General features: G+C 70.5%; 15 protein-coding genes and 1 pseudogene. 14 read left to right on the plus strand and 2 right to left on the minus strand.

Annotated elements, in window-relative coordinates:
- Positions 1-131: 131 nt before the first annotated feature.
- Positions 132-575: an SRPBCC family protein gene (locus tag CA983_RS01170; RefSeq protein WP_020276619.1), complete on the minus strand. Its 444-nt coding sequence runs from the start codon at positions 573-575 to the stop codon at positions 132-134.
- A gap of 171 nt (positions 576-746) precedes the next feature.
- Here CA983_RS01170 and CA983_RS01175 point away from each other — a divergent pair, with 171 nt between their 5' ends.
- The 13 genes and pseudogenes from CA983_RS01175 (at position 747) to CA983_RS01225 (ending at position 11,118) form a co-directional block, all read left to right on the plus strand.
- Positions 747-1,787: an Rv2578c family radical SAM protein gene (locus tag CA983_RS01175; protein WP_086598975.1), complete on the plus strand. Its 1,041-nt coding sequence runs from the start codon at positions 747-749 to the stop codon at positions 1,785-1,787.
- A 222-nt stretch (positions 1,788-2,009) separates the two neighbouring features.
- On the plus strand, positions 2,010-2,855 hold the full coding sequence (locus CA983_RS47040; protein WP_244206549.1) for a 4Fe-4S binding protein: 846 nt from the start codon (positions 2,010-2,012) through the stop codon (positions 2,853-2,855).
- Complete coding sequence (locus CA983_RS47510; protein ID WP_244206550.1) at positions 2,840-3,106, plus strand: hypothetical protein; 267 nt, start codon at positions 2,840-2,842, stop codon at positions 3,104-3,106. The genes CA983_RS47040 and CA983_RS47510 overlap by 16 nt, the downstream gene beginning before the upstream one ends.
- Positions 3,107-3,166: 60 nt before the next feature.
- Positions 3,167-4,435: a DUF3533 domain-containing protein gene (locus CA983_RS01185; protein WP_244206552.1), complete on the plus strand. Its 1,269-nt coding sequence runs from the start codon at positions 3,167-3,169 to the stop codon at positions 4,433-4,435.
- A 63-nt stretch (positions 4,436-4,498) separates the two neighbouring features.
- Entirely contained in the window at positions 4,499-5,068 is a 570-nt protein-coding gene (locus CA983_RS01190) for a TetR/AcrR family transcriptional regulator (RefSeq protein WP_086598976.1), read from the plus strand.
- 235 nt (positions 5,069-5,303) lie between these two features.
- Positions 5,304-6,980, plus strand: a complete 1,677-nt coding sequence (locus CA983_RS01195; protein ID WP_086598977.1) for a CocE/NonD family hydrolase — start codon at positions 5,304-5,306, stop codon at positions 6,978-6,980.
- A gap of 104 nt (positions 6,981-7,084) precedes the next feature.
- Positions 7,085-7,786 (plus strand): SDR family oxidoreductase, encoded by a 702-nt coding sequence (locus CA983_RS01200; protein WP_086598978.1) that lies wholly within the window; start codon positions 7,085-7,087, stop codon positions 7,784-7,786.
- A 34-nt stretch (positions 7,787-7,820) separates the two neighbouring features.
- Positions 7,821-8,087 (plus strand): annotated as a pseudogene (locus CA983_RS49790) (alpha/beta fold hydrolase); the annotation flags it as partial.
- A 94-nt stretch (positions 8,088-8,181) separates the two neighbouring features.
- Entirely contained in the window at positions 8,182-8,418 is a 237-nt protein-coding gene (locus CA983_RS49345) for an alpha/beta fold hydrolase (protein ID WP_425276408.1), read from the plus strand.
- A 29-nt stretch (positions 8,419-8,447) separates the two neighbouring features.
- Complete coding sequence (locus CA983_RS01210; protein WP_208636856.1) at positions 8,448-9,422, plus strand: NmrA family NAD(P)-binding protein; 975 nt, start codon at positions 8,448-8,450, stop codon at positions 9,420-9,422.
- Between the two features lie 237 nt (positions 9,423-9,659).
- Positions 9,660-9,902, plus strand: coding sequence for an NAD(P)-binding domain-containing protein (locus CA983_RS47045; protein WP_208636857.1), 243 nt, complete (start codon positions 9,660-9,662; stop codon positions 9,900-9,902).
- A gap of 254 nt (positions 9,903-10,156) precedes the next feature.
- Complete coding sequence (locus CA983_RS01220; RefSeq protein ID WP_086598979.1) at positions 10,157-10,558, plus strand: RidA family protein; 402 nt, start codon at positions 10,157-10,159, stop codon at positions 10,556-10,558.
- Positions 10,559-10,614: 56 nt separating this feature from the next.
- The gene (locus CA983_RS01225) at positions 10,615-11,118 is read left to right on the plus strand and encodes a GNAT family N-acetyltransferase (protein WP_086598980.1); all 504 of its coding nucleotides are present in this window, start codon (positions 10,615-10,617) and stop codon (positions 11,116-11,118) included.
- 20 nt (positions 11,119-11,138) lie between these two features.
- Here the strand turns inward: CA983_RS01225 and CA983_RS01230 are convergent, their stop codons facing one another.
- Entirely contained in the window at positions 11,139-11,714 is a 576-nt protein-coding gene (locus CA983_RS01230; protein WP_086598981.1) for an adenylosuccinate lyase, read from the minus strand.
- A gap of 394 nt (positions 11,715-12,108) precedes the next feature.
- Here CA983_RS01230 and CA983_RS01235 point away from each other — a divergent pair, with 394 nt between their 5' ends.
- A complete protein-coding gene (locus tag CA983_RS01235) occupies positions 12,109-13,914 on the plus strand; it encodes a 3-hydroxyacyl-CoA dehydrogenase family protein (protein WP_086598982.1) in 1,806 nt (601 codons plus the stop codon).
- Positions 13,915-13,953 lie beyond the last annotated feature (39 nt).

Consider the following 13,953-nt stretch of genomic DNA (forward strand, 5'->3'; position numbering starts at 1 on the left):
GCACAATTCCCGCGTAAAAGCGACAACTACGAGCAAGCGCGACGAGTTACGGCACAAGTCGGAGCCGAATGGAGATCACCCGAACCGGTGAGGGGCGCAACGGCCCCTGGAAATTCCCGGTTTGAGGGAGGCTACTTCTCGACCTCGGCGGCGAGCCGGGCGAGCAGCGCGTCGTAGATCCGGCCGAGGCCCTTGGGGGCGAAGGTCTTCTCGAAGAAGCCGCCGATGCCGCCGGCGCCGGTCCAGGTGGTGGTCACGACGACCCGGGACTTGCCGTCGCCGGCCGGGGTGACGCGCCAGGTGGTGACCATGGAGGAGTTGCGGTCCTTCTCCACCAGCTCGCCGTCGGTGGGCTCGCTGACCTCCAGGAGGCAGTCGCGCACGCGCTTGCTGGTGGCCTGGAGCTTCCAGTGGACGAGGGTGCCCTCGCCGTCACCGCCCTCGCGGACCTCGTACTCGCTGAACTGCTCGGGCAGCAGCTTCGCGCGCGTGCCGCTGTAGTCGGCGAGGGCGTCGAACACCGTCTCCGCGTCCGCCGCGACGATCCGCTCCGTAGTGGCCTCGACCTGCGCCATCGCTTTCCTCCAGGACATGGGTTCTCGGGGGTTGGAGGCAAGCCAACCACCCCGCTGCCCGGCCACCCAAATCGGGGTCGCCCAACCCGGTCGAACACGTTCGGAAAACACCCTCGCACGATCAAGGGAACGTGTGTTCTATTCTGTGGGCAGTGCTACCGAGGAGGCGTCATGCGCTGGGACAACCTCACCGAGGACTCCGAACACAGCAGGGCCGATGCCGCGCTGTTCGGCGTGGACGCCGTGACCACCCGTACCTTCGACACGCCGGAGTTCCGCGGGATCACCTTCCACGAGATCCGGGCCCGCTCGATCATCAACCGGGTGCCGGCGGTCTCCCGGATGTCGTTCCAGTGGACGGTCAATCCCTATCGCGGCTGCTCACACGCGTGTGTGTACTGCTTCGCGCGCAAGACGCACAGCTATCTCGACCTCGACACGGGCCTGGGCTTCGACTCCCAGATCGTGGTCAAGATCAACGCGCCGGAGCTGCTGCGCCGCCAGCTCGGTTCCCGCCGCTGGCAGGGCGAGCACATCGCGATGGGCACGAACGTGGACTGCTACCAGCGCGCCGAGGGCCGCTACCAGCTGATGCCGGGCATCATCTCGGCCCTGCGCGATCACGCGAACCCCTTCTCGATCCTGACGAAGGGCACCCTCATCCTGCGCGACCTGGACCTGATCAAGCAGGCCGCGGAGGTGACCGACGTGGGCATCTCCGTCTCGGTCGGCTTCACCGACCAGGAGCTGTGGCGCACCGTCGAACCGGGCACGCCCGCGCCGGAGCGGCGCCTGGAGGTCGTACGGACCTTCGGCGAGCACGGCATCGGCTGCGGTGTGCTGATGGCGCCGGTGATCCCGTTCCTCAGCGACCAGCCGGCCCAACTCCGGGCCACGGTACGGGCGATAGCGGCCTCCGGCGCCACGTCCGTCACACCGCTGGTGCTGCATCTGCGGCCCGGCGCCCGCGAATGGTTCATGGCCTGGCTGGAGCAGCACCATCCGCACCTGGTGGCGCGCTACCAGCGGCTCTACGCGGAGGGCTCCTACGCCCCGAAGTGGTACCAGCGCCGGATCACCCGTCAGGTGCACGAACTGGCCGAGGAGTACGGCATCGGGCCCACACGCGCGCAGATGCCGCGCCGGATCCGGCCCCCGGAGCCGACCGAGGAGCCGCCGGTGTCCGGGCCGACTCAACTCTCGCTCATTTAGGAGCGGTCGAGCGCATCCAAAGATGGTCGCCTGCCGAAACACCCGGACTCGCACGCCGGATCCTCTAGGAGGTGGTCAGGTCAGGTGACTCTGACCGCTCCAGCCAGTACAGGTTTCCGCCGCAGCCCTGCAGCCTCACGCCCCCTCTTGGCCTTGCACACGGGAAACCGATCGGTTTACAGTGAACCGAAACCGACCGGTTTCTCTACCAGGGAGTGACGGATGACAACCGCGCGCGGCGCCGAGGGGCAGTCGGCGGATCTCAGGATCCCGGCAAAACTGGCCGCACATCCGTCGGTGCGGGCCGTGCTCGCCCGGCGCGCGGCGGGTGACGTCGCGAGCCCGCCGGCGGTGATCGACGCGGCCTGGCTGCGCGAACTGTGCCTGGCGGCCGGCGCGGACGACGCCGCCGCGGTCAGCCTGGACCACCCCGACCTGGCCGGTGAGCGCGAGCACGCACAGTCCGCGCTGCCCGGCACCCGCACCCTGATCGCGATGGCGTTCCGGATGAACCGCGACAACTGCCGCTCCCCCGCCCGCAGCGTGGCCAACCAGGAGTTCCACCAGACCGACGAGCAGGCCAACCACGCCGCCCGCAGCGTCACCCAGGCACTGCAGGACGCCGGCTACCGCGCGCTCAATCCGTCGGTCGGCTTCCCCCAGGAAATGGACCGCTTCCCCAGCGAGCGGATCTGGGTGGTGGCGCACAAGACCGTCGCGGTGGCCGCGGGCCTCGGCGTGATGGGCCTGCACCGCAACGTCATCCACCCGAAGTTCGGCAGCTTCATCCTGCTGGCGACCGTCCTGGTGGACGCGGAGGTGAGCGAGTACGGGCAGGCGCTGGACTACAACCCCTGCATCGACTGCAAGCTGTGCGTCGCCGCCTGCCCGATCGGCGCCATCAGCAAGGACGGGGCGTTCGACGCGCTGGCCTGCACCACGCACAACTACCGGGAGTTCATGAGCGGGTTCACCGACGGGCGCAGACCGTGGCCGACAGCGAGGACGCCGCCGACTACCGCTCCCGCGTCACCGACTCCGAGAGCGCCTCCATGTGGCAGAGCCTGAGCTCACCCCCCGGCTACAAGTCCGGCTACTGCCTGGCCGTCTGCCCCGGCGGCGAGGACGTCCTGGGCCCCTATCTGGACGACCGCAAGACCTTCATGGACACCGTCCTGCGACCGCTCCAGAACAAGAAGGAGACCCTCCACGTCCTGCCGGGCTCACACGCGCAGGAATACGCCCAGCGCCGCTTCCCCCACAAGCCCGTCAAGGAAGTCACCGGCGGCTGGCAGCCTCCGGCGAAGCGAACGCCCTGATCTGCCGGAGTAAGCCATGAGTGGCCTGCACCCCTTCCGCGTCCTGCGCGCCAAACCTCTGTGGATCGCCAACGCGTCATCACGGGCGTACTCGCGCTGCTGTTCGCCGTGCTCTACGTCGGTGCCGACATCGATCCGGTCGACCACGTGAAGAAGCTGCCCGTCGGGCTGGTCAACGCCGACAAAGGGGCCGCTGCCGGGGGCGAGCACATCAACCTGGGAGCGCGGATCACCGAGTCGATCATCAAGTCCCCCGTGAGCGGGGACCGGATCGGCTGGAAGGTGATGGACGAGAAGGGGGCGAAGGAGGAACTCGGCGAGGGCAAGCGGTACGGCGCGCTCGTCGTCCCCGCCGGCTTCACCTCCTCGACCACCGAACTGACCAGCACGACGACCACCGGGACCGGGACCGGGACCCCGTCCCGCCCGACACTGACGGTACTGACCAACCAGTCCGCCGGCAGCATGGGCTCCAGCCTGGCCCGGGCGGCGACGACGGAGGCGGCCGAGAGCGCCTCGCTCCAGGTGGGCAGGGAACTCACCGCGCGGAACGCGGCCGGGCAGGCGAAGCTGCCCGGCGCGGCGCGAGTCCTGCTCGCCGACCCGGCCGCCGTCACGGTCAGGGACGGGCATCCACTCGACTCGCACAGCGGCCTGGGTCTGACGGCGTTCTACTACGCGCTTGCCCTGGTGGTCTGCGGCATGCTGTCCGCACAATGTCATCAGCGGCCAGGTGAACCACGCCGCCTCGGCTACACCCACAACGACATGGGCCCGTTGCGCCTGCACCGCCCGCTGATCCGGGCGACCCGGGTGCAGACCCTCGCCATCGGCAGCACGGTGATGATCGGTCTGTCCTTGCTGATGGGAACCCTGGTCATGGCGGGCGCGATCGGCATCACGGGGATGGACGCCGCCCATCTGCCGCTGCTGTGGCTGTACTCGGTGTGCGCCATCGCGGTCTGCGGGATCGGCGCGCTCGCCCTCCTCGCCGTCTTCGGCACGCCCGGCACGCTGGTGGTCACGCTGGTCTTCACCGGGATGGCGGTGCCGACGGCCGGCGCCACCGCGCCCTTCGAGGCGCTCCCCGGCTTCTACCGCTTCCTCGCGGAGTTCGAGCCGCTGCGGCAGATCACCGGCGGCCTCGGCTCGATCCTCTACTACGACGCCCAGGCCGACGCGGGCCTGACCCGGGGCTGGGTGATGATGGGCGCCGGCCTCGCGGTGGCCGTGCTGTTCGGTTTCGGCGTGACCGCTTGGTACGACCGCAAGGGGCTGCACCGTATCCCGGTCGAGACCGAGCCCGAGAAGACCGCCGTCCCGGCGTAGCGGAGACCGACCCCCGAAAACCGATCGGTTTTCATTTCCTCCACATCGGGTTAACCTCGCAGTATGACCACCGAGGTGAAGGCAAGTACCAGAGAGCGGCTGCTGGAGGCGGCGGCCACGCTCACCTACCGGGACGGTGTCGGCATCGGCGTCGAGGCGCTGTGCAAGGCGGCGGGGGTGTCGAAGCGCTCCCTGTACCAGCTGTTCGAGAGCAAGGACGAACTGCTGGCAGTGAGCCTGGAGGAGCGGGCCTCCGCCTTCGTGGCGACCCTCCTGCCCGCGGCGGACGACGGCCGGTCACCCCGCGAGCGGATCCTGCACGTCTTCGAGCAGGTGGAGTCGCAGTCGGGGGCGCCCGAGTTCCGGGGCTGCCCGTACCTGGCCGTGCAGATCGAGCTGAAGAATCAGAACCACCCCGCGAGCCGAGTGGCCCACCGGATCAAGGCGAACCTGACGGAGTTCTTCCGCTCCGAGGCCGAACAGGGCGGGGCGGGCGATCCCGACCTGCTGGCCCGGCAGCTCAGCCTGGTGTTCGACGGCGCCAGCGCCCGCGCGGGGATCGGAGCCGACAGGCTGACCGGGCTCGTCGCACCCACCGTGACCACCCTGCTCGATGCGGCAGACATGCGCTGACGCACCACTCGTAGACCTTGGCCCCTCGTCACCCTCTTGCACATGAAAACCGATCGGTTTACCGTAAGGTGCCGGTCGGTTTCTCAATGACCCCGGGAGCTGGTGCGCGGCATCGCCCGTCCACGGGGAGAAGGACTGGTCCCGGAACTTCTGCCTGCCGCCGAATCCACACCGGCCGACCTGTTGAACGCGGTGGCGTGACCGGCCGACGTCACGGCACACAAGGGAGCAGTACATGGCGGAGATTCAGATCGAGTGCAATGTTCCGGCCCAGATGCGTGACGGCACGGTGCTGCGCGCCGATGTCTACCGGCCCGGCGACACGGGACCGTGGCCGGTGCTGCTGAGCCGGCTGCCGTACGGCAAGCAGACGCCCCTGATGGGCGTCGTACTCGATCCTCTGGCGGCGGCCAGGCGCGGCTTCATCGTCGTCATACAGGACACCCGTGGACGGTTCGCCTCCGACGGGGAATGGGAGCCGTGGACGTACGAGGAGAGCGACGGTTACGACACCGTGCGGTGGGCCGCCGCCCTGCCCGGCTCCAACGGCTCCGTCGGCATGATCGGCGGCAGCTACTTCGGCAACACCCAGTGGATGGCGGCGCTGTCGAAGCCGCCGGAGCTGCAGGCGATCGCCCCGTTGATCACGTGGTCGGATCCGGACGACGGCCTGTGGACGCGCGGCGGCGCGATCGAGCTCGGCATGACCGCTTCCTGGTCTCTCATGCAGGGGGCCGACACCCTGATGCGCCGTCACCGCACCGACCTCGACGGGCTCGTCAGCGGCATCACCGGGCTCGTGCGGGATCTGGACGGCCTGGCGAGCGGCGGTTACGCGGAGCTGCCCGCCGGGCGGTTCCCGGCGTTCGCCCGGCACGACCTGCCCGAGCTCGGCTACGAGCGTTCCCGGCGCGAGCCCGACTGGGCGCGGTCCTGCCGCGTCGCGGGCCGGCACGACGAGGTCGACCTGCCCACCTTCCAGCTCGGCGGCTGGTACGACATCTTCAGCCAGGGCACGCTCGACAACTTCACCGCCATGCGCCGCGCCGGCCGGTCCGCCACGCTGGTCATGGGCCCGTGGACCCACACCAACTGGCAGCACGTGGTCGGTGACGTCAACTTCGGATTCGCCGCGCACTCCGAGTACATGGGCATGCGCGGACGCGTGCACGACATGCAGTTCGACTGGTTCCGGCGCACCCTCGGCGAGGGTGAGCCTCTGGAGCCGGACACGGGCAACGTCCTGCTGTTCGTCATGGGGATCAACCAGTGGCGCGTGGAGACGGAATGGCCGCTATCGCGGGCGGTGGACACCGACTTCCACCTGCGCGCCGACGGCCGCCTGACCCCGGAGCCGCCGTCCACCGCCGAGCAGCCGGAGGAGTTCACCTACGACCCCATGAATCCGGTGCCGACCACCGGCGGCGCGATCTACATGTCCGACGACTTCCGCCCCGGGCCACTCGACCAGACGGCCGTGGAGGCGCGCGAGGACGTCCTGGTCTTCACCACCGAACCGCTCACCGAGGACGTCGAGGTGACCGGCCGGGTCCGGGCGGTGCTCTTCGCCGCCACGGACGGGCCCTCGACCGACTGGGTGGCACGCCTGTGCGACGTCGACGAGAACGGCGTCTCCCGCAATGTGGCCGACGGCATCGTGCGCGTACGCGCGGCGACACCGGGCGAGGCGGCCGAGCACGTCGTGGACCTGTGGTCGACCAGCATCGTCTTCCGGACGGGGCACCGGATACGGGTCCAGGTCACCTCCAGCAACTTCCCGCGCTGGGACCGCAACCTCAACACGGGTGAGCCGGAGGAGAGCGCGACCACGGCCCGAGCGGCCCGGCAGCGGGTGTTCCACGACCCCGCCCGGCCGTCCCGCATCGTCCTGCCCGTGGTCCCGGCCCGATAAGAGGGGCCGCAGACCGCCACGGGCGACCTGACACGACTTGCAGGACGAAACCGATCGGTTTACTGTGGTGAAACCGATCGGTTTCCCGCGTTCTGGAGGTAGTCGTGACAGCGATCAAAGGCGCCAACGTCCTCGTCACCGGAGGCAGCCGGGGTATCGGCAAGATGCTGGTCGAGGAGCTGTACGCACGCGGCGCCGGCAAGATCTACGCCACCGCCCGCGACCGGCGCTCGGTGACGCACCCCGGTGCCGTTCCGCTGGCGCTCGACGTCACCGACCCGGCATCCGTGGCAGCCGCCGCCGAGCAGGCGCAGGACGTCACCATCCTGATCAACAACGCCGGCGCCTCCGTCGGTGCCTCGTACCTCGACTCCCCGATGGACGACGTACGCCGGGACCTGGAGACCAACTTCTACGGGCCGCTGCTGGTCACCCGGGCCTTCGCGCCGGTCATCGAGCGCAGGGGCGGGGGTCACATCCTCAACGTCCACTCCGCCCTGTCCTGGCTGGCCGACGGCACGCCCTACAGCGCCTCCAAGGCCGCCCTGTGGTCGCAGACCAACTCTCTGCGTCTGGAGTTGCAGCCGCGCGGCATCGCGGTGACCGGGCTCCATGTCGCCTACGTGAACACCGACATGACGTCGGGCATCGACGCGCCCAAGGCCGACCCCCGCGGCGTCGCCGTGGCCGCGCTCGACGGCATCGAGGCAGGGGCGCACGAGGTGCTGGCCGACGACACCACCCGGTGGGTCAAGTCGCAGCTGTCCGCGGACCTGGAAGCCCTGTACGCCCAGCTGAAGCACTAGCCCGCACCGCCCCGTCCCTCGCAGGGAGCTCCTCGTGGAGAGTCCGCTCACCCACCTCTTCGTCGACGTGAACGGGGTCAGACTGCACATCGCCGAGCAGGGGCAGGGGCCGCTGGTCCTGCTGCTGCACGGCTGGCCGGAGAGCTGGTACTCCTGGCGTCACCGGTTCGGGGCGCCGGCGGCGGCCGGATACCGGGTCGTCGCCCCCGACCAGCGCGGTTACGCCCGCAGCGAGCAGCCGCCGGACGTCACGTCGTACACCCTGCTCCACCTCGTCGGCGACGTGATCGCCCTGATTCACCGGAGCCTTCAACTCGTACCGGAACCTCGAACGCAACAACGCACTGCTCGCGCCTTTCCGGGGGCGGGGGATCGACGTCCCCGCCCTGTACGTGGTGGGAGACCGCGACATGGTCACCTCACTGCGCGGCCCGGACGGGGGCAGTTCGCTGAGCGAGATGTTCCGTGGCCAGGGCGGATCGGCCGACCCGCTGACCGCCGTGGCGCCTCGACTGCACGGTCCGGTGGTACTGCCGGGCTGCGGGCACTGGACGCAGCAGGAGCGTCCCGCCGAGGTCCACGCCGCACTCCTCGACTTCCTCACCCGCATCGACGGCCCGGCGCCCCGATGACCCACCCCCACCAGACAGAGGACACCTCGATGCCAGAACGCAACCCCATCCTGATCACCGGTGCCGCCGGCGAGATCGGTGGTGTGAGCCGAACGATGGTCGACATGCTGCTCGACCAAGGGCAGCCGGTGCGCGCGTTCGTGCGCCAGGACGACGAACGCGCCCACGCGCTCCGCCAGGCAGGGGCCGAGGTCTTCGTCGGCGACCTGCTCGACATCGCCGACGTGACCGCCGCGCTGCAGGGCGTGCGCCGCATCTACTTCAGCATGAGCCTGTCGCCGTACTACACCGACGCCGTCAGCCTGATGGCAGCGGCGGCGCGGGCCCAGGGCGACATCGAGGTCTTCGTCAACATCTCCGAGTACGAGCAGTCCTTCATGACGTTCGAGAAGATGACAGCGCCGGAGGAGGAGCGGCGTTCATGGCTCGGTGGACTCGTCACGCAGTGGTCGCCGCAGCAACGGGCCCACTGGGTCGCCGAGCAGGTGCTGGAATGGTCCGGCCTCCCGGCGGTCCATGTGCGGGCGGCCATGTTCGTCGAGAATCCCCTCCTGACCTGGCTGGCGCTGGAGCCGCTGAGCAACGGTGAACTGCGCCTGCCCTTCGGCCACCACCGGCTCGCGCCCATCGCGGGTTACGACGTGGCTGAACTGTGCGTGAAGATCCTGACCGACCCGGAGCCGCACATCGCGAAGTCCTACGATCTGACCGGCCCGGAACTGAAGGACATGCACGGGTTCGCGGAGGACTACGCGGCCGCGCTGGGACGCCCGGTCGTCTACGTTCCCGAAGACGTCGAAACCTGGAACGAGATCTACGTGGACACCGCCATGTCCGCGTATCCGCACATCGCGGAGCACCTGAAGACCCTGACCCGGCTGATGGGCGGCGGGGGGTACCGCGGCGTCACCGACCAGCTGGAAACCCTGCTCGGGCGCCCACCGAAGACCGTGCGGTGGGCCTTGGAGAACCACCCGCGCATCCGGAAGCTGGCGTCCGCCTGAGCCGCCGGGCGACCCGGGCCGCCCCTCCCACTCGCCGGATCCGTCCCCCCGACAATACGGAGGCCACCTCCGTATTGCCGGGGGGACGGAAATGGTGACGGGCCTGGTCGAGGAGCTGGGGCCGCGAGCCACGGCGGGCACCGTCGAGCAGGCCGCCCGCGCCGGGGAGCAGACCCTGCTCAGCGCCCGCTGACCGCGTACCGCTCTCTGCCCGCCGACCTGCTGCGGGGCCGGACCGTGCTGGACACCGGCAACTACGACCCCTCCCGCGACGGCCGGATCGCCGAACTCGACTCCGAGGAGGTGACCACGACCGAACTGGCCCAACGGCTGCTGCCCGGCGCCCTGCTGGTCAAGGCGTTCAACAACATCCTGGCCCACCACATCCCGCAACTCGCCCGGCCGCCGGGGCCGCGGACGGCAGCGCCCTGCCCGTCGCCGGCGACGATCCCGACGCGAAGGCTCGGGCAGCGGCGCTGATCGACCGGCTCGGCTGCGACACCGTCGACGCCGGAACGCTGGGCGAAAGCCGGCGCTTCGAACCGGAGTCCGGCGCCTACACCCGCATCTACCTGGCCGACCCCGACGTGCCGGTCGAGCACATGCTCCAGTCACCCGCCGCGCCGCTCCCGGCCGACGAGCTGCGCGCCGCGTTGGAGGCGACCCCACGCGTGAACGCGGCGGAACGCACCTTCTGAACGCACGGGTCGGTGCCGTGGTCCACCATGGGATCCATGAGTGAGCTGACCAGAATTCCCGCGCCGGACGGGGTCGCCGCCGCGGCCCAGTACAGCCACGTCGTCATGGGCACCGGCCGTTTCGTGGCGATCGCGGGACAGCTCCCCCTCGACGAGCAGGGCCGGCCGGTCGGAGAGGGCGACCCGGCGGCGCAGGCCCGTCAGGTCTTCGAGAACCTCCGGCGCTGCCTGGCCGCCGCCGGGGCGACCTTCGACCACGTCGTCAAACTCACCTACTTCGTCACGGACATGGCCCACATGCCCGCGATCCGAGCAGCCCGTGCCGAGCACATACCCGACGACCGGCTGCCCGCGGCGTCGGCGGTGCGGGTCGCAGGGCTGGTCCGACCTGAATTCCTGTTGGAGGTCGAGGCGTTCGCGGTGGTGGTGGCGGAGTGAACCCTTCGACGAGGGTGCTTCGGAACCCCTCGACAAGGGCGCTTCGGATACGGGAGATGACGCTCGCCGACTGCGACCGCGTCGCGGAGATCCGCATCCGCGGCTGGCAGAGCGCGTACCGGGGGCTGATGCCGCGGTCGTACCTGGACGGGCTCAGCGTCGCGGAGGACGCCGAGCGCCGTCGCGGACATCTGGCCCAAGCCGACGGCAGCGTGGTGAACCTGGTCGCCGAGGACACCGGCGGCGAGGTCGTGGGCTGGGCATGCCACGGGCCGTACCGGGACGGCGAAGTCGTCACCGCTCACGCCGAATTGTACGCGATCTACGTCCATCCGGAACACCTGGGACAGGGCGCGGGGCAGGCCCTGCTCGCGGAGTCCGTCGCGCGCTGCGCCGCCGCGGGCCACGGCCGTCTGCTCCTGTGGGTCCTCAAGGAGAACGGCCGGGCCCGCCGCTTCTACGAACGGGCCGGCTTCGAGGCGGACGGCGCCGAGGAGCCCTTCGAGGTGGACGGTGTCGTTGTCCCGGAGGTGCGGTACGCACGCGCACTCCCCCGCTGAGCTCACCCGCCCCCGCTGACTCACCTCTGTTTCGGAATCCGCCCCAGCGCCCGCACCGCCGCCTCCGCCAGCACCGGATGCGCGAGAGCCTCGTTCAGCACGGGTCTGGCCCGGGCGTCACCCAGCGCGCCGAGCCCTTCCACGCAGGCTAGGGCCACGCGGCGGTACGGGTCGTGCGGGCGCAGCCGTCGCTGAAGGGTGGTGATCAGGGCGGGCACGGCCTCCGGGGCGCGCAGGTCGACCAGGAGCCGGACGGGGTGCAGGGCGTAGGCGACGCGCAGTTCGTTGGTGGCGAGGGCGGCGGCCGCGCGGGCGGTGCGCGGGTCGCCGAGGCGGGCGAGGGCGTAGGCGGCGGAGGCGCAGCGCGGCGGGTCACGGTGGTTGAGCAGCAGCACCAGGGACTCGAAGGCCCGCCGGTCCCCGGCGAGTCCCAGCCGGAAGGCGGCCAGCTCCCGCGCCCACAAGGGCTGCCCGGGTTCGGTCAGCACCGCGGCCAGGGCGTCGAGGTCGTCGGTCGCCACGAGCCGCTCGAAGGCGGGCGACGCCCCCGACTCCTGCCGTAAGCGCTCCGTGAGTGATCGCAACTCTTCGTCCATGACTGAGAGATTAGGGGCGGCGCGAGCTGCTCGGGACGTACATCACAAACACGAGGGCTGGCGCGCTCGTTACCCGCGAGTTAAGCTCAGACGAGCGAGTTACCCACTCGTATTCCTCGCGGCGGTCTGGTGACGCGGCCGTCGTGAGAGCAGTCGGTTCGGTACGTCAGGTACCGCAGTACGGCTCGGCCCCGGGACAGGGCCGGTCGGAACCGCCGTTTCACCGGGCGTGCGCGCCCGTGGCGACGGCACCGGGCGTGTGCGCTCGCAGCCCGGCCAACAACACCCGCGTTTTTCACGCACCCGGTGCGCCCGGGGTCCGGCTCCCGCCGGTCCGTCTTCGGCGCACCCGGGCGCGTTCCGAAGTCGTCACCCTCATTCCTGGAGTCCCGCGATGGCCACTCCCCTTTCCGACCCGTCCCTGTCCCCGCTGCGCACCATCGCAGTCGTCGGCCTCGGCACGATGGGCACCGGCATCGCCGAGGTCCTCGCCAAGGCCGGCCGCGAGGTCGTCGGCATCGACATCAGCGAGGCCCAGACCGCCAAGTGCGTCGCCGCCCTGGAGTCCTCCACCGCCCGTGGCGTCGAGCGCGGGCGGCTGACCGAGCAGGACCGCGCGGAGATGTTGGACCGCGTCCGCACCTCCACCGACCTGCGGGCCGCGGCCGACGCCGACCTGGTCATCGAGGTGGCGCCGGAGTCGTACGAGATCAAGCACCAGATCTTCCGGGAACTGGACGGCATCGTGCGGCCCGAGACGATCATGGCGACCGGCACCAACGCCCTGTCCGTCACGCGGCTCGCCGCCGACTCGGCCCGTCCGGAGCGGGTGCTGGGCCTGCACTTCTTCAACCCGGCCCCGGCGATGCGGCTGGTCGAGGTCGTCTCCTCGGTGCTGACGGCGCCGGCGGCCGTCGCGGCGGTCACCGATCTCGCCCTCGACCTGGGCAAGGAGCCCGTCGCGGTCGGCGACCGCCCCGGATTCGTCGCCGACGGCCTGCTGTTCGGCTACCTCAACCAGGCCGCCGCGATGTACGAGGCGAAGTACGCCTCCCGCGAGGACATCGACGCCGCGATGCGGCTGGGCTGCGGCCTGCCGATGGGCCCGCTGGCGCTGCTCGACCTGATCGGGGTCGACACCGCGCGCACGGTCCTGGAGGCGATGTACACCGCGTCCCGCGACCGGCTGCACGCCCCGGCGCCGATCCTCAAGCAGCTGAGCGAGGCGGGCCTGACCGGCCGCAAGGCGGGACGCGGGTTCTACACGTACGAGGCGCCGGGCAGCGGCACCGTCGTGCGGGACGCGCTGACCCCGCTGGAGGACGGCAGTCTCGTGCCCGGACGGGAGGTCCGTTCGGTCGGTGTCGCGGGCTCGGGCACCATGGCCTCCGGTATCGCCGAGGTCTTCGCCAAGGCCGGGTACGAGGTCGTCCTCGCCGCCCGCAGCGAGGAGAAGGCCCAGACCGCGAAGGCCCGCATCGGCAAGTCCCTGTCCCGCTCGGTCGACAAGGGCCGGATGACCGCCGAGGCCGCCGCGCAGACCCTGGACCGCATCACGCCGACGGGCACCTACGACGACTTCGCCGGCGTCGACCTGGCCGTGGAGGCGGTCGCCGAGGACCTGGAGGTCAAGCGGCAGCTGTTCGCCGCGCTGGACAAGGTCTGCAAGCCGGGCGCGGTGCTGGCCACCACCACCTCGTCCCTGCCGGTCGTCGCCTGCGCCCGGGCCACCTCGCGCCCGCAGGACGTGATCGGCATGCACTTCTTCAACCCGGCTCCGGCCATGAAGCTGGTCGAGGTCGTCCGCACGGTGCTGACGGCCGACGACGTCCACGCGACGGTCCGCGAGGTCTGCGGCCGGATCAGGAAGCACGCGGTCGACTGCGGGGACCGGGCGGGCTTCATCGTGAACGCGCTGCTGTTCCCGTACCTGAACAACGCGATCAAGATGGTGCAGGAGCACTACGCGTCGCTCGACGACATCGACGCGGCGATGAAGCTGGGCGGCGGGTATCCGATGGGCCCGTTCGAGCTGCTGGACGTCGTCGGGCTCGACGTCTCGCTCGCCATCGAGAAGGTCCTGCACCGCGAGTTCCGCGACCCGGGGCTCGCCCCGGCACCGCTCCTGGAGCACCTGGTGGCCGCGGGCTGCCTCGGCCGCAAGACGGGCCGTGGCTTCCGCGAATATGCCAAGCGCTGACGGTCCCGGCGACTGGTTCCGGTCCGGCGCGGAGTGGGG

Origin of the sequence: Streptomyces swartbergensis, from assembly GCF_002148965.1 — a bacterium.
Lineage (GTDB): Bacteria > Actinomycetota > Actinomycetes > Streptomycetales > Streptomycetaceae > Streptomyces > Streptomyces swartbergensis.

Excerpts from the sequence above, each read along its gene's own strand:
- CA983_RS01170 (WP_020276619.1), bottom strand. The coding sequence starts at position 575 with ATGGCGCAGGTCGAGGCCACTACGGAGCGGATCGTCGCGGCGGACGCG.
- CA983_RS01175 (WP_086598975.1), top strand. The coding sequence starts at position 747 with ATGCGCTGGGACAACCTCACCGAGGACTCCGAACACAGCAGGGCCGAT.
- CA983_RS47040 (WP_244206549.1), top strand. The coding sequence starts at position 2,010 with ATGACAACCGCGCGCGGCGCCGAGGGGCAGTCGGCGGATCTCAGGATC.
- CA983_RS47510 (WP_244206550.1), top strand. The coding sequence starts at position 2,840 with ATGTGGCAGAGCCTGAGCTCACCCCCCGGCTACAAGTCCGGCTACTGC.
- CA983_RS01190 (WP_086598976.1), top strand. The coding sequence starts at position 4,499 with ATGACCACCGAGGTGAAGGCAAGTACCAGAGAGCGGCTGCTGGAGGCG.
- CA983_RS01195 (WP_086598977.1), top strand. The coding sequence starts at position 5,304 with ATGGCGGAGATTCAGATCGAGTGCAATGTTCCGGCCCAGATGCGTGAC.
- CA983_RS01210 (WP_208636856.1), top strand. The coding sequence starts at position 8,448 with ATGCCAGAACGCAACCCCATCCTGATCACCGGTGCCGCCGGCGAGATC.
- CA983_RS01220 (WP_086598979.1), top strand. The coding sequence starts at position 10,157 with ATGAGTGAGCTGACCAGAATTCCCGCGCCGGACGGGGTCGCCGCCGCG.
- CA983_RS01225 (WP_086598980.1), top strand. The coding sequence starts at position 10,615 with ATGACGCTCGCCGACTGCGACCGCGTCGCGGAGATCCGCATCCGCGGC.
- CA983_RS01230 (WP_086598981.1), bottom strand. The coding sequence starts at position 11,714 with ATGGACGAAGAGTTGCGATCACTCACGGAGCGCTTACGGCAGGAGTCG.
- CA983_RS01235 (WP_086598982.1), top strand. The coding sequence starts at position 12,109 with ATGGCCACTCCCCTTTCCGACCCGTCCCTGTCCCCGCTGCGCACCATC.